17 protein-coding genes and 1 pseudogene are annotated in these 13,808 nt (G+C 44.2%); all 18 read left to right on the top strand.

Going from position 1 to position 13,808, the window contains the following annotated elements; all coding sequences use genetic code 11:
• Positions 1 to 21 precede the first annotated feature (21 nt).
• The 18 genes and pseudogenes from NX903_RS18045 to ureC all read left to right on the top strand — a co-directional run bounded on the left by NX903_RS18045 (position 22) and on the right by ureC (position 13,742).
• On the top strand, positions 22 to 252 hold the full coding sequence (locus NX903_RS18045) for a DUF1146 family protein (protein ID WP_086344420.1): 231 nt from the start codon (positions 22 to 24) through the stop codon (positions 250 to 252).
• A gap of 134 nt (positions 253 to 386) precedes the next feature.
• Complete coding sequence (locus NX903_RS18040) at positions 387 to 1,127, top strand: YwmB family TATA-box binding protein (RefSeq protein WP_015483817.1); 741 nt, start codon at positions 387 to 389, stop codon at positions 1,125 to 1,127.
• Positions 1,128 to 1,160: 33 nt separating this feature from the next.
• Entirely contained in the window at positions 1,161 to 2,471 is a 1,311-nt protein-coding gene (gene murA, locus NX903_RS18035; protein ID WP_086344419.1) for a UDP-N-acetylglucosamine 1-carboxyvinyltransferase, read from the top strand.
• A gap of 195 nt (positions 2,472 to 2,666) precedes the next feature.
• Positions 2,667 to 3,698: a stage II sporulation protein D gene (gene spoIID, locus NX903_RS18030; protein WP_086344418.1), complete on the top strand. Its 1,032-nt coding sequence runs from the start codon at positions 2,667 to 2,669 to the stop codon at positions 3,696 to 3,698.
• 385 nt (positions 3,699 to 4,083) lie between these two features.
• A complete protein-coding gene (locus NX903_RS18025) occupies positions 4,084 to 4,767 on the top strand; it encodes a vWA domain-containing protein (RefSeq protein ID WP_024571497.1) in 684 nt (227 codons plus the stop codon).
• A 130-nt stretch (positions 4,768 to 4,897) separates the two neighbouring features.
• Positions 4,898 to 5,038 (top strand): hypothetical protein, encoded by a 141-nt coding sequence (locus NX903_RS18020; protein ID WP_144486784.1) that lies wholly within the window; start codon positions 4,898 to 4,900, stop codon positions 5,036 to 5,038.
• 52 nt (positions 5,039 to 5,090) lie between these two features.
• On the top strand, positions 5,091 to 5,765 hold the full coding sequence (locus NX903_RS18015; RefSeq protein ID WP_003243553.1) for a vWA domain-containing protein: 675 nt from the start codon (positions 5,091 to 5,093) through the stop codon (positions 5,763 to 5,765).
• Positions 5,766 to 5,859: 94 nt separating this feature from the next.
• Complete coding sequence (locus NX903_RS18010; RefSeq protein ID WP_014478245.1) at positions 5,860 to 6,021, top strand: hypothetical protein; 162 nt, start codon at positions 5,860 to 5,862, stop codon at positions 6,019 to 6,021.
• A gap of 232 nt (positions 6,022 to 6,253) precedes the next feature.
• Complete coding sequence (gene fdhD / locus NX903_RS18005) at positions 6,254 to 7,042, top strand: formate dehydrogenase accessory sulfurtransferase FdhD (protein ID WP_014481178.1); 789 nt, start codon at positions 6,254 to 6,256, stop codon at positions 7,040 to 7,042.
• Positions 7,043 to 7,057: 15 nt separating this feature from the next.
• Positions 7,058 to 8,083, top strand: a complete 1,026-nt coding sequence (moaA, locus tag NX903_RS18000; RefSeq protein WP_086344417.1) for a GTP 3',8-cyclase MoaA — start codon at positions 7,058 to 7,060, stop codon at positions 8,081 to 8,083.
• 191 nt (positions 8,084 to 8,274) lie between these two features.
• The gene (gene rapB / locus NX903_RS17995) at positions 8,275 to 9,408 is read left to right on the top strand and encodes a response regulator aspartate phosphatase RapB (RefSeq protein WP_086344416.1); all 1,134 of its coding nucleotides are present in this window, start codon (positions 8,275 to 8,277) and stop codon (positions 9,406 to 9,408) included.
• A gap of 155 nt (positions 9,409 to 9,563) precedes the next feature.
• Positions 9,564 to 10,043 carry a hypothetical protein gene (locus NX903_RS17990; protein ID WP_003244390.1) on the top strand — a complete coding sequence of 160 codons (480 nt, stop codon included), beginning with the start codon at positions 9,564 to 9,566 and terminating at the stop codon, positions 10,041 to 10,043.
• 72 nt (positions 10,044 to 10,115) lie between these two features.
• The gene (gene csbD, locus NX903_RS17985; protein ID WP_003227718.1) at positions 10,116 to 10,304 is read left to right on the top strand and encodes a stress response protein CsbD; all 189 of its coding nucleotides are present in this window, start codon (positions 10,116 to 10,118) and stop codon (positions 10,302 to 10,304) included.
• A gap of 212 nt (positions 10,305 to 10,516) precedes the next feature.
• Positions 10,517 to 10,729: pseudogene (locus NX903_RS17980) on the top strand (urea ABC transporter substrate-binding protein); the annotation flags it as partial.
• A 265-nt stretch (positions 10,730 to 10,994) separates the two neighbouring features.
• Positions 10,995 to 11,153, top strand: coding sequence for a hypothetical protein (locus NX903_RS17970; RefSeq protein ID WP_124059325.1), 159 nt, complete (start codon positions 10,995 to 10,997; stop codon positions 11,151 to 11,153).
• Positions 11,154 to 11,347: 194 nt separating this feature from the next.
• Positions 11,348 to 11,665, top strand: coding sequence for an urease subunit gamma (gene ureA, locus NX903_RS17965; RefSeq protein ID WP_003227724.1), 318 nt, complete (start codon positions 11,348 to 11,350; stop codon positions 11,663 to 11,665).
• Positions 11,662 to 12,036: an urease subunit beta gene (gene ureB, locus NX903_RS17960; RefSeq protein WP_015251023.1), complete on the top strand. Its 375-nt coding sequence runs from the start codon at positions 11,662 to 11,664 to the stop codon at positions 12,034 to 12,036. The genes ureA and ureB overlap by 4 nt, the downstream gene beginning before the upstream one ends.
• On the top strand, positions 12,033 to 13,742 hold the full coding sequence (gene ureC / locus NX903_RS17955) for an urease subunit alpha (protein WP_086344415.1): 1,710 nt from the start codon (positions 12,033 to 12,035) through the stop codon (positions 13,740 to 13,742). The genes ureB and ureC overlap by 4 nt, the downstream gene beginning before the upstream one ends.
• Positions 13,743 to 13,808: the final 66 nt, after the last annotated feature.

The raw sequence follows: 13,808 nt of genomic DNA, 5'->3' as shown, positions 1-13,808 counted from the left end.
GCAGAGAAAGGAGTGTAATAGATGAGTGTATTGGGACAGCAGGCTGCAATCGGCATTGTCGTTCACCTGATTTTTATAGCAGTGACTTGGTGGGCGTTGCAAGCCGTCAATATAGATCCGTTAACCAAAAAAGGCAAAGTCGTGCAGGCTAGACTCCTGATGATTTTGCTGACAATTGCCATTGGAACGGCCGTTGCCAATTTCTTTTTAGATTATCTCAATTATTCACAGCAGCTTCCCTATCTATTTTAATAGGTTTTGAACATTATTATCATTAAATGGTTGGGAGAAGCGGGTTGAAGCGAATAGCTCGAGTTTTGACGAAGATTTTTACGTATGGCGCCTCTTGCCTCCGGTAAAACTGGGGATAAGGGGGAGAGATGAACATGAAGAAAAAACAAGTAAGCCACGCTATTATCATTTCCGTCATGTTAAGCTTCGTCATTGCTGTTTTCCATACCATCCATGCGAGTGAATTAACGCCGTTAGCACAAATGGCAGAGGGGATGGAACGCCAAGATGTGTCAATAGATAAGTGGACATTGCATGCAAAACAAAACATGTCACTGACCGAAAAAGAATTTTATCAAAAAGTGCAACGTTTAAAATCAGAGTATCGTCAATATGATTGGGTGATTGCACGGGAAGATAAAATGATAAAGGCAATTGGCACATATACTGACAAAAAAAATCGTACTTCTTTTAGACTGCAGCTTGTCACAACCCTCAAAAAACACAATCCAACTTCGTATTTATTATATGAGCAAATGAGTCTAGAGACACCGGATAGCTGGAATGATACATATGAACAGTTTGAACGGGAGACACTTGGGATATTCCAAGAAAAAGTAGTTATTTTTACTTGTCTAAATGGTCACTTAGATGATAATATGAATATTGTTTTGCAAAAAAAAGCAAATCAGTTATTAAATGAATTTCAAGCAAGATCAGTAGAACATGTAGTTGAGCCAAATTTCGTTTCTATTTCTGCGTTTACAGATGAGTGGGAAGAGTACATTATGACCTCGAAACATAAAATGAATTTGCAAATTGCACTTAGAAGTGCAGGAATGGGCGGAAAACATACCGTTACGGTTGGCACACCAATCGTTACGACTGAATATTAATATAGAGAATTTAGGGACGCGGAGGGGAATACCTTGGAAAAAATCATCGTCCGCGGCGGTCAGAAGTTAAACGGCACAGTCAAAGTTGAAGGCGCTAAAAATGCCGTTTTACCTGTTATCGCTGCATCTTTATTAGCAAGTGAAGAAAAAAGCGTAATTTGTGATGTACCTACGCTCTCCGATGTATATACAATTAACGAAGTGTTGCGTCATTTAGGAGCAGATGTGCATTTTGAAAATAATGAAGTGACTGTAAATGCTTCATACGCTTTGCAAACTGAAGCACCTTTTGAATATGTTCGTAAAATGCGTGCGTCTGTGCTTGTCATGGGGCCGCTTCTTGCGCGTACAGGTCATGCAAGAGTTGCACTTCCGGGCGGATGCGCAATTGGTTCCAGACCGATTGATCAGCATTTAAAAGGTTTTGAAGCAATGGGCGCAAAAATCAAAGTCGGTAATGGCTTCATTGAAGCTGAAGTAAAAGGCCGACTGCAAGGCGCAAAAATTTATCTGGACTTCCCAAGTGTAGGAGCTACAGAGAACCTGATTATGGCAGCCGCTCTAGCTGAAGGAACAACAACGCTGGAAAACGTGGCAAAAGAACCCGAAATCGTTGATTTAGCAAACTATATCAACGGCATGGGCGGAAAAATCCGCGGAGCTGGCACCGGCACCATCAAAATTGAAGGAGTCGAAAAGCTTCACGGCGTAAAACACCATATTATTCCTGACCGCATTGAAGCGGGCACATTTATGGTTGCTGCTGCGATCACTGAAGGAAACGTATTAGTAAAAGGAGCCGTTCCTGAACACCTCACCTCTTTAATTGCAAAAATGGAAGAGATGGGTGTAACAATTAAGGATGAAGGTGAAGGTCTGCGTGTCATCGGCCCGAAAGAACTTAAACCGATTGACATCAAGACAATGCCTCACCCGGGCTTCCCGACTGATATGCAGTCACAAATGATGGCGCTTCTGCTTCGTGCAAGCGGCACAAGCATGATTACAGAAACAGTTTTTGAAAACCGTTTTATGCATGCGGAAGAATTCCGCCGTATGAATGGTGATATCAAGATTGAAGGACGTTCTGTCATCATTAACGGTCCTGTACAGCTTCAGGGAGCTGAAGTTGCAGCGACTGATTTGCGTGCAGGTGCAGCGCTGATTCTTGCGGGGTTAGTGGCTGAAGGTCACACACGTGTTACTGAATTGAAGCACTTAGACCGCGGTTACGTTGATTTCCATAAGAAGCTTGCCGCTCTGGGCGCAGACATCGAACGTGTAAATGATGTGTCTGCTTCTGAGCAAGAGAATAAAGAAGTCGTTTCTGACTTAAATGCATAAACTTACTTGAAAATCAGTATGTCACTCTGGCATACTGGTTTTTTATTTTTTGTGTATTATCATCATTATGCGCAAAATAGCAAAAAAGAATACGTAAATGACAAATAAAGTTTCTGTCCAAAACGAGAGTCATATTAGCTTGTCCCTGCCCATAGACTAGACTAGAGTCGAATCCCGAGCAGGAGGCAGCTGAATATGAAACAATTCGCAATCACACTATCCGTACTATGTGCATTGATTCTCTTGGTTCCCACACTCTTGGTTATACCATTCCAGCATAATAAGGAAGCGGGGGCCAGCATAGAATCAGAAAAGACAGCAGTCAGCACGAAACCAGCATCGAAAGGAGCAGAAACATTGAAAGCATCACCTGTTTCTATTCCCGTCTATCGAACCGCAAATCAATCCGTAGAAAACATTCCGCTTGAAGAGTATGTGATTGGAGTCGTCGCCTCCGAAATGCCGGCAACCTTTGAATCTGAAGCATTGAAAGCCCAGGCTCTCGCCGCCAGAACATTTATTGTCAGACTGATGGTGTCAAATTCAGCGGTTGAGGCTCCTAAAGGCTCACTGGTGGATGATACACAGATGTTCCAGGTGTATAAAAACAAAGCGGAGCTGAAAAAACAGTGGGGCACAAGCTATGAGACAAAACTGAAGAAAATCACAGCTGCGGTAGCCAGTACGCAAGGCAAAATCTTAACGTACAACAACCAGCCGATTGAAGCATCCTTTTTCTCCACAAGCAACGGCTACACAGAGAATGCAGAAGCTTATTGGACAAGTGCTATCCCATATTTAAAAAGCGTCAAAAGCCCATGGGATAAAAAGTCTCCGAAATATAAGGCAACGAAAACCTTTACAGCGGCAGAATTTCAGCAAAAGCTTGGCGTCAAGCTGGATGGATCTAGCGCAGTAGGGAAGATTACCGGCGAGACACCGGGCCACCAGGTCGCAACTGCCGTCATTAACGGCAAGACGCTGAAAGGAAGAGACATACGTGAAAAGCTGGGTCTCAACTCCGCCGATTTTGAATGGAAGCGAAATGGAGACACAATTACAGTCACGACGAGAGGATTTGGCCACGGTGTGGGGATGAGCCAATACGGAGCGAATTTTATGGCCAAAGAAGGCAAAACGGTTGATGACATTGTAAAGTACTATTACCAAGGCACACAAATTTCTGAGGCAGATGCGTTTTTGAATAAATATATGGCGAAAAAGTAGAAAAAGACGCTCTTTGGGCGTCTTTTTCTGTTCCTGAATATCTTTTATCTAAGAGCAGTTGAAACGGTTTAGAGGAGCTTCTGACCGTCTTTAAGGATCAGTCCTTTTTTCCTGATTTCAGGCTTTGAGATTGTGGTAAAGTCATCCACATTAGTCGACAGACTTCGACAGACTCATATAACGAAAGCCGAAAGGCGGACAATCTTCTCTTTTCATAGGGGCGTTAGGTGGAAATCACTAATAAAAACATAGGTTTCTATGCAAAAGTAAACAACAGCAATGGGGAAGCCCGCCCTATTTATTTCTCGGTTTTTGTTGATTACGATAGATTATGTTCAGCGTTGAACATCTGCACGCAGAAACAAATTGGTAAAGGGGTACGAACATGAAGAAAAGATTTTCACTGATCATGATGACAGGATTGCTTTTTGGATTAACTTCACCTGCTTTTGCAGCTGAAAAGAAAGAAACGGAGGCTAAAGCTCCTGCGAACGTGGCAGTCTTGCTTGATGCCAGCGGAAGTATGGCGAAAAGAATAGACGGTGTCTCTAAATTTAATTCAGCCAAAAAAGAAATTTCAAAGTTTGCAAGCTCACTGCCAGAAGGAACTCAGGTGAAAATGAGCGTGTTTGGCTCTGAAGGAAACAATAAAAATTCCGGAAAAGTTCAGTCATGTGAAGCCATTCGCAACGTATACGGCTTCCAAAGCTTTAACGAGCAAAGCTTCCTCAATTCTCTCAATACAATTGGGCCGACTGGCTGGACGCCAATTGCCAAAGCGCTGAACGAGGCAAAATCTTCTTTTGACCAGCTTGATGCAAAAGGGGAAAAAGTGGTGTATCTGTTGACAGACGGTGAGGAAACGTGCGGAGGAAACCCGATTAAAACAGCAAAGGAACTGCAAAAAGACAATATCACTGTTAATGTGATCGGCTTTGATTATAAAGAGGGATACAAAGGCCAGCTGAACGCAATTGCGAAAGTAGGCGGCGGTGAATACTTCCCGGCTTATACCCAAAAAGATGTTGAGAAAATTTTCACTCAGCAATCACTAATGTTATCTAAATAAGAAAAAAGAGGCTGGTGATGGTCAGCCTCTTTTTGTATGTAACAAAAACTTCAAAACTAATTAGCTGTCTGCCTGTAGCATAGTAGCAGATTTCCGTTTTTCTGTCATAATCAAGGCGAAAAAAGAATGAATGATCACACAATCTGTTTATGCTTTCTGGGCGGAAATGGCTAAAAATGAACGGCATTTCAAGCGATTTTGGACAGATCGTGAAAGCAGCACAAAAGGCAGCATGTCCTATATCTTTTTGTATTTTCGTATTCTAGCATAAAGAAGAATCCAACATATAGTTGGAAAATATGAAAAAGAAAGGAAGTAATCGTATGAAAAAATTGCTGGCTGCCGGTATCATTGGATTGTTGACTGTTTCCATTGCCTCCCCGTCTTTTGCCGCTGAGAAACAGGCTGATACAAATGTAGCTGTTTTGTTTGACGGAAGCGGAAGCATGGTTCAAAAAACAGGAGGAGAGCGCAAAATAGACATTGCCAAAAAATCAGTAAAATCTTTTGCCGAACTTCTTCCGAAGGATACAAATCTTATGCTTCGCGTTTTCGGGCATGCAGGGAACAATAAACTGTCCGGTAAAGCCCTTTCGTGCAGTACGACGGAAACCATTTACGGCCTTCATCCATATGAAGGGTCTCTGTTTGACAATTCATTGAGTGAGCTCAAGCCGACTGGATGGACACCGATTGCCAAAGCACTTGCAGACACAAGAAAAGAATTTGAAGCATTTGACGCAGACGGGAAAAACGTGGTGTATTTAATCACTGACGGTGAAGAAACGTGCGGCGGAGACCCTGCGGCAGAAATCGAAAAGCTCCGTGCATCAAATGTGGATACGATTGTAAACATCATTGGCTTCAACTTTGATGTCAAGGGTAATGAAGAGATGAAACAAGCAGCTGTCGCTGGCGGCGGAGAATATATTTCAGCGAACAGTGCGGATGAGTTCGAACAGGCTTGGGAAAAAGAAGCACAAAAATTTACTGAGTAAGGAACCTAAAGATCAGGCGCTCCCCCAGGCGCCTTTTTTTATTGGTTTAAAAACAGTTTGGGCGGGAATGATACCCTAAAAAGGGGTTGAACATATGAAATTATTCGGAATGATTTTTCTTATAGCAACCGTTGCATTCATATTGCTTGGTGTTCTTCTAAAACTGGCAGCCTTCTTTTTTGTCAGCATTCTCACCTTGATCGCAGCTATTGTGCTGTTTACGGTTCTGAAAAAGAATCAGTATAATCAACCATAGAGTCCTTTCTATAGAGGGCTCTCAGCGTGTCGACAAGCCCAGCGTTCGTTGTCAATGCACATTGGTAAAAGGAATGGCGGCTAAATGCTTAGGCGCCCTGCCTAAACACCGCCGTCATCACATCCTGTGAAAGCCCTTTATATAGAGGGCTCTTTTTGTGTCTCAGAATTCGACAAAATCCGAGGAGTGTGAAAAAATATAAAGGCAGGAACATTGCGGAGGGGAAGAGACATTGAACGATAAAGTAACTGCGGTCAGGGATGTATGGCGCTATGAACAAGGGGAAATAAGCAAAGTAGAAGACCGGATGGTGACGGAATTCCCTTTGACAGTGATACTGAATGGCAGTGAATTTGTGACGCTCGTTTGTACGCCTGAGCATATCGAAGAGCTTGTCATCGGATTTCTCGCATCAGAGGGTGTTATACGATTTCAAAAAGAAATTAAAAGGTTTACAATAGATGAAAGTCTCGGTTTTGTATATGTCGACCTCGTTCACCCTGAGACATTGGATCAAAAGGATTATACGAAACGGGTGATCGGCTCATGCTGCGGAAAGGGCCGTCATTTTTATTTTCAGCAGGATGTCAAAACAGCCAAGACGGCTGTCAGCCAAATCAAGATATCGCCTGAGGCATGTCTGGCGCTTATGAAAGACATGCAGCAAGGGAGCGGGACGTTTCAGGATACGGGAGGCGTCCATAATGCGGCGCTTTGCGACACAGAGAAGCTTCTGTTGATGCGCACAGATATCGGTCGGCATAACGCACTTGATAAACTATACGGACACTGCCTTTTAAACGGGATGTCCGTACGCGACAAACTGATTGTGTTCAGCGGCAGAATCTCATCAGAGGTCCTGTTAAAAGCGGCCAAAATCGGCGTGTCGATTGTCATTTCCAAATCGGCCCCGACGGAGCTTGCGATTCAAATGGCTGAAGAATTGAATATCACAGCGATTGGATTTGTCAGAAACGGATCATTTAATGTATATACACACCCTGAGAGAATCAGGGGATAGGAAGGGGCTGTAGCTATGATTACAGAGTCGCGTCAGATGTTGGATAAAAGAAACAGACCGCTGAGAGACCTTCGCATTTCTGTTACAGACCGCTGCAACTTCCGATGCACGTACTGTATGCCCGCCGAATTATTCGGCCCGGATTATCCTTTTTTAAAGAAAGAGGAGCTGCTTTCATTTGAGGAGCTGGAACGGCTTGCGACATTGTTTGTCACAAGATTTGGCGTTGAAAAAATCCGCCTGACCGGCGGAGAGCCCCTCATGAGAAAGGATATGCCGGAGTTAATCAAAAAACTGGCCCGCATACCGGGTATTCGTGACATCGCGATGACGACAAACGGATCACTGCTGCCTGTTTATGCAAAGAGGCTCAAGGAGGCTGGGTTGAAAAGGGTTACGATCAGCCTTGATTCTTTAGAAGACGAGCGTTTTAAGAAGATAAACGGGCGTGGAGTTTCTGTCAGCAAGGTGCTGGAAGGCATTGAAGCGGCGAAGCAAGCAGGGCTCGGTGTTAAAATCAATATGGTCGTTCAAAAGGGCGTCAATGAAAAAGATATACTGCCTATGGCCCGTTATTTTAAAGAAAAAGGGCATATCCTGAGATTCATTGAATTTATGGACGTAGGCAACACCAACCAATGGGAAAAGAAAGACGTCATGACAAAGGCGGAAATCATAGATTTGATCAATGAACACATGCCGGTTGAGCCGATAGCGCCTAATTATATAGGCGAAGTGGCTTCCAGATTCCGCTACTTGGACGGCTCCGGAGAAATCGGCGTCATATCATCTGTATCTGATGCGTTCTGCGGATCTTGCAACAGAGCCCGTCTTTCTGCGAGAGGAGAGCTGTTTACCTGCTTATTCGCTTCAAGCGGATTTGACCTCAGAGCTCCGGTTCGCCAGAAATTAAGTGATGACGAACTATCAGAAATGATCGGGACAGTATGGAAAAATCGGATTGATCAGTATTCAGTCGATCGTACGCTATCAAAAGCATCTGGCAAAAAGAAAGTGGAAATGTCTTATATTGGCGGTTAATTTGAAGTCAAAAGCTTATCGGCACTGTCCGATAAGCTTTTTTATTAGAATCCGAGTGCAAAAAATACGTATAAAAACCGAAATATATAAGGATAGGCATAAAGAAGGAATCATTGTAAGAAAATTTAATTCCAAAGCCATACATTATGATAAAATATAACCAATTAGAAAATAGAAAGGGTTGGAGGGGCATGGCCGCGTACGAGATCCCGTCATCTCAAGTAGGAGTGAAAATCAATAAGTGGTATAAGCACATTTTAGCATTTCAAGTGGCTGATGCCGTAAAGCTGAAGGAAGAAATTGATCTAGATATCGAACAGATGGAAGAGGATCAGCTGCTTCTCCTGTATTATCAGCTGATCAGCTACCGGCACCAAATTATGCTGGATTATGTAAAGCCTGACCTGCACGAGGAATCTCAGCTTCAATATCGTGAATTGATCAAAACGCTGGAAAGCAATCAGGACAGCATCTCCGGATTATCTGAGTATTATTTTCACTTGTTTAGAGGAATGTACGAATTTGAACAGAACAATTACATCTCGGCTATATCCTTTTATCGGAAAGCTGAGAAGATGCTTGCGTTTGTAGAAGATGAAATTGAAAGAGCGGAATTTCATTTTAAAGTGGCGGAAGTCTTTTATATTATGAAGCAGACGCACTTTTCCATGAACCACGCTGTACAGGCGCTGGAGACGTATAAGGCTCACGATTTTTATAGAGTCAGAAGAATTCAATGCCATTTCGTCATATCAGGAAACTACATAGACTACAGAAATTATGAAAAAGCGCTTGAACATTTAGATGACGCGTATCGCCTTGCTTTATTGGAAGGACAGCCCCGTTTGATCGGATCAGCCCTTTATAATATCGGGAATTGCTATGATGACAAGGGGGAGCTGGATCAGGCCGCCGATTACTTTGAAAAAGCGCTTCCTGTCTTCGAGGATTATCAGCTGGAACAGCTTCCAAAAGCGCTCTTCAGCCTGACTCGCGTTCTTTTCAAAAAACAAGATAGCGAAGCCGCGATGCGGTACTATGAAAAAGGGATTGCCATTGCCCAAAAACGAAACGACTTCTTCAGTCTGGCAAAATATAAATTTCTGCAGGCATTATATGTGGAATCTGTCAATTTGAATATGATTCAAGAAGTATTTGATTATATGGAAGAAAAGGGCCTGTATGTATATATTGAAGAATTTGCTTTAGATGCTGCCTCCTATTTCAGTCATCGCGAACAATATAAAGAAGCGGTGTATTTTTATGAAAAAGCGGTCAGCATGAGAGAGATGATTCAAAGGAACGATTGTTTATATGAAGTATGAGACAAAACCATCTGCTGGCAGATGGTTTTTTTTTATGCAAAAAAAGGGGAGCATCGGAACGTTTATTTCCGGGGAGAACAGGAAAAATCGCTACAGCACTGTTTTTTGAACAAAAGCCGTTTTGGGATGCAGATATGCATGTGAGGGGGAATTCAATGTTTGGTTTTAATGATATGGTGAAGTTTCTGTGGTCTTTCCTCATTGTTCTGCCGCTTGTACAGATTATACATGTTTCAGGGCACAGCTTTATGGCTTTTATTTTTGGCGGAAAGGGATCGTTGGATATAGGCATGGGAAAAACGCTGCTTAAAATTGGACCCATACGGTTCAGAACGATTTATTTTATCGATTCTTTTTGCCGGTACGGGGAGTTGAAAATTGACAATCGATTCTCAAATGCACTCGTGTATGCAGGGGGCTGCTTGTTTAACCTCATCACGATTTTTGCAATCAATCTGCTGATTATACACAGTGTATTAAAGCCGAATGTGTTTTTCTATCAGTTTGTCTATTTTTCTACGTATTATGTGTTTTTTGCCCTGCTGCCGGTCCGATATTCGGAGAAAAAGTCATCAGACGGGCTGGCGATATACAAGGTGCTCCGTTACGGAGAGCGCTACGAAATCGATAAATAACATTAGAATGTTTATTGCCTCTCAGATCGGGAAGGTAACAAGTACACACATAATTGAGAGGGGAGAATTAACATGGGTAACGATAGTGTAAAAGACAAAATGAAGGGCGGCTTCAATAAAGCCAAAGGAGAAGTGAAGGATAAAGTCGGAGATATGGCTGACAGAACGGACATGCAGGCTGAAGGCAAAAAAGATAAGGCAAAAGGCGAAATCCAAAAGGATATCGGGAAAGCCAAGGATAAATTTTCAGATAAAGATTAATCGTACGGAAGAGGCAGGAAACGAAATGTTTCTTGTCTTTTTTTGTTCGCTTTTTCTGATGTGAATAAATATAACAAAAAAAGAAGCTGATTTGGTCAAGGTAACTAAATTTTTTAAATATTCTTTGAATTAATAGGCCTCTTCTATATAATAATGACATAAGTTGTAAAGTTTTATAACATCATTTGGAGAAATCAAACAAAGGGGTTTTGATGACGGAATGTACTGCACCGAAGAAAGTGCCGGAAGCCAGCGGGAGTGCGAAAAAACAGTTAATATCGACACAAGCGGGATTCAGTGAAGGTCGGGATTCTTCACTCGTTAAGCCGAACGGTGGCGATCAGCGAAGTGTCCGTCTATGATGCGGAGTTAATGGCAATAATCGGGTTCTCGGTATCGTGGAGGACGGCGCCTCAGACTGGCCTCCATGCCATGCTTCCGGTTGCGGAGCAAAACAACGGGCTGCCATCAGAAATGTAACGTCTGGTTATGATCAATCGATGGTTTAGCACAGCCTCAGCATGGAGGTTCACCCGGGGCAGATTGTCGCTGTATTAGGCCGAAATGGAGTCGGCCAATCCACTTCATAGGCCTGCTTCCGGCTAAACAGGGGGGCTATTTGTTTTAATCAAACGTTTGTTCAAAACGAAAAGGCGGTCTCAGTAGCAGCTTGCAATCGCCAGAGCGCTGATGGTAAATCCGAAAAATATTTTACTTAATGAACAATTGGAAGGAATTCAGATTTTAATTGTCGAACTAGTCAGACAAGTTATTATAGAAATTTCCAGAAAAAAAGACATTTGTTATCTTAGTCGAGCGCAGTCTGGAAAACGCGTTAATCTGTGCTGACTATCTTTCTGTAATCGACAGGGGAACGGTTGTTGACCATGGCAAGGCTGATGAAGAAACGGCATGCCGATTTGAAAGGCACCCTACCGTATGACCCCCATTCTCGAAGAAAGGGAGGTGATGTCCCGCCTGCATGCTCCACAAATTCGTAGTAACCGCATCCGCTTTATATGACAAAAGAAGGAGGATTACAGATGAAACTGACACCGGTTGAACAAGAAAAATTGCTCATTTTTGCAGCGGGGGAATTAGCCAAACAGCGAAAGGCGCGGGGCGTTCTGTTGAACTATCCTGAGGCTGCTGCTTATATCACCTGCTTTATTATGGAAGGCGCACGTGATGGGAAGGGAGTAGCAGAGCTGATGGAAGCCGGCCGCCATGTATTAACGGAAAAAGATGTGATGGAAGGTGTGCCTGAGATGCTGGACAGCATTCAGGTGGAGGCCACATTTCCGGATGGAGTAAAGCTTGTTACGGTACATCAGCCAATTTCTGCGGAGGTGAAGTCATGAAGCCGGGAGCATTTCAAATTGCTGAGGGAACCATTACGATTAATGAAGGCCGTGAGATACGGGAGGTAACGGTAAAAAACACCGGATCACGCTCCATTCAAGTCGGTTCGCATTTTCATTTTGCGGAGGCCAACGGGGCTTTATTATTTGACCGTGAACTGGCGATAGGCATGCGTCTTGATGTTCCATCAGGCACGTCGGTCCGTTTTGAGCCGGGAGAGCAGAAAACGGTCTCACTAGTGGAAATCAGAGGACGCAAGACAATTAAAGGGCTGAACGGAATGGCCGACACGTTTATCGATGAACGCGGCAAAGAAAAAACGTTGGCCAACTTAAAACAAGCCGGCTGGATGGAGGGTGTAATCCGATGAAAATGTCACGGGAGGAATATGCGGAACTGTTTGGCCCGACAACGGGCGATAAAATCAGATTGGGCGACACGGATTTATGGATCGAAGTCGAAAAGGATTTCACAGTATACGGTGAAGAAATGATCTTTGGCGGCGGAAAAACAATCCGCGACGGCATGGGCCAAAACGGCAGAATCACAGGGAAGGACGGCGCTTTGGATTTGGTTATCACCAACGTCGTGCTATTGGATTACACAGGCATTGTCAAAGCGGATGTCGGTGTGAAAGACGGCCGGATTGTCGGTGTCGGAAAAAGCGGAAATCCTGATATCATGGATGGAGTCGATCCGCACATGGTCATCGGAGCGGGGACAGAGGTGATTTCCGGTGAAGGCAAAATTTTAACAGCCGGGGGAGTGGACACGCACATTCATTTTATTTGTCCTCAGCAGATGGAAGTTGCGCTTTCTTCAGGTGTGACAACCCTTTTGGGAGGCGGAACAGGACCCGCAACAGGCAGCAAAGCGACAACATGTACATCCGGCGCGTGGTATATGGCAAGGATGCTGGAAGCGGCCGAGGAGTTTCCGATCAATGTCGGCTTCTTAGGGAAAGGGAATGCATCCGATAAAGCGCCGCTGATCGAGCAGGTGGAAGCCGGCGCCATCGGCCTTAAGCTTCATGAAGACTGGGGCACGACGCCAAGCGCCATTAAAACGTGTATGGAAGTCGTGGACGAGGCTGATATTCAAGTTGCCATCCATACCGATACGATTAACGAAGCGGGCTTTTTGGAAAACACGCTCGACGCGATCGGGGACCGGGTCATTCATACTTATCACATTGAAGGTGCAGGCGGCGGCCATGCCCCGGATATTATGAGGCTCGCTTCTTATGCGAACATTCTGCCGTCATCTACAACGCCAACCATTCCTTATACCGTTAATACGATGGATGAGCATCTTGACATGATGATGGTCTGCCACCATTTAGATGCGAAAGTGCCTGAAGATGTGGCGTTCAGCCATTCCAGAATCAGGGCTGCGACGATTGCCGCGGAGGATATTCTCCATGATATCGGTGCGATCAGCATGACATCATCGGATTCCCAAGCGATGGGGCGGGTCGGTGAAGTGATCATCCGAACATGGCAGGTAGCCGATAAAATGAAAAAACAGCGCGGCGCTCTTGCCGGCGAAAACGGAAATGACAATGTGCGCGCAAAACGGTACATTGCCAAATACACGATTAATCCGGCAATTACGCACGGGCTCAGCCATGAAGTCGGCTCGGTGGAAAAAGGGAAGCTTGCTGATCTCGTTCTGTGGGACCCGGTATTTTTCGGCGTAAAACCGGAACTGGTCTTAAAGGGCGGCATGATTGCACGTGCGCAAATGGGAGATCCGAACGCGTCCATCCCGACTCCTGAACCGGTTTTCATGCGCCAAATGTATGCGTCTTACGGAAAAGCCAACCGCTCAACCTCGATTACATTTATGTCTCAGGCAAGCATAGAGCGTGGTGTGGCGGAAAGCTTAGGGCTGGAAAAAAGGATTTCTCCAGTCAAAAATATCAGAAAGCTGAGCAAGCTGGATATGAAGCTGAATTCGGCTTTGCCGAAGATTGAGATTGATCCAAAAACCTATCAGGTCTTTGCTGACGGGGAGGAATTGTCTTGCCAGCCTGTCGATTATGTCCCCCTTGGACAAAGATATTTCTTATTCTGATAAGACGCGGCCGGAGTGCATCCGGCCGTTCTATTGACTAAAAACGGTGCACAAAACCCATGTATT

The sequence above is a fragment of the Bacillus sp. FSL R5-0576 genome (genome assembly GCF_038004765.1).
Classification (GTDB): domain Bacteria; phylum Bacillota; class Bacilli; order Bacillales; family Bacillaceae; genus Bacillus; species Bacillus subtilis.
Note: the sequence above shows the minus strand (reverse complement) of the source record. Positions and strands in the feature narration are given on the sequence as shown.

What these genes read in the sequence shown, in the direction of transcription:
- NX903_RS18045 (WP_086344420.1), top strand. Translation starts at nt 22, where the DNA reads ATGAGTGTATTGGGACAGCAGGCTGCAATCGGCATTGTCGTTCACCTG.
- NX903_RS18040 (WP_015483817.1), top strand. Translation starts at nt 387, where the DNA reads ATGAAGAAAAAACAAGTAAGCCACGCTATTATCATTTCCGTCATGTTA.
- spoIID (WP_086344418.1), top strand. Translation starts at nt 2,667, where the DNA reads ATGAAACAATTCGCAATCACACTATCCGTACTATGTGCATTGATTCTC.
- NX903_RS18025 (WP_024571497.1), top strand. Translation starts at nt 4,084, where the DNA reads ATGAAGAAAAGATTTTCACTGATCATGATGACAGGATTGCTTTTTGGA.
- NX903_RS18020 (WP_144486784.1), top strand. Translation starts at nt 4,898, where the DNA reads ATGATCACACAATCTGTTTATGCTTTCTGGGCGGAAATGGCTAAAAAT.
- NX903_RS18015 (WP_003243553.1), top strand. Translation starts at nt 5,091, where the DNA reads ATGAAAAAATTGCTGGCTGCCGGTATCATTGGATTGTTGACTGTTTCC.
- NX903_RS18010 (WP_014478245.1), top strand. Translation starts at nt 5,860, where the DNA reads ATGAAATTATTCGGAATGATTTTTCTTATAGCAACCGTTGCATTCATA.
- moaA (WP_086344417.1), top strand. Translation starts at nt 7,058, where the DNA reads ATGATTACAGAGTCGCGTCAGATGTTGGATAAAAGAAACAGACCGCTG.
- rapB (WP_086344416.1), top strand. Translation starts at nt 8,275, where the DNA reads ATGGCCGCGTACGAGATCCCGTCATCTCAAGTAGGAGTGAAAATCAAT.
- NX903_RS17990 (WP_003244390.1), top strand. Translation starts at nt 9,564, where the DNA reads ATGTTTGGTTTTAATGATATGGTGAAGTTTCTGTGGTCTTTCCTCATT.
- csbD (WP_003227718.1), top strand. Translation starts at nt 10,116, where the DNA reads ATGGGTAACGATAGTGTAAAAGACAAAATGAAGGGCGGCTTCAATAAA.
- NX903_RS17970 (WP_124059325.1), top strand. Translation starts at nt 10,995, where the DNA reads ATGGTAAATCCGAAAAATATTTTACTTAATGAACAATTGGAAGGAATT.
- ureA (WP_003227724.1), top strand. Translation starts at nt 11,348, where the DNA reads ATGAAACTGACACCGGTTGAACAAGAAAAATTGCTCATTTTTGCAGCG.
- ureB (WP_015251023.1), top strand. Translation starts at nt 11,662, where the DNA reads ATGAAGCCGGGAGCATTTCAAATTGCTGAGGGAACCATTACGATTAAT.
- ureC (WP_086344415.1), top strand. Translation starts at nt 12,033, where the DNA reads ATGAAAATGTCACGGGAGGAATATGCGGAACTGTTTGGCCCGACAACG.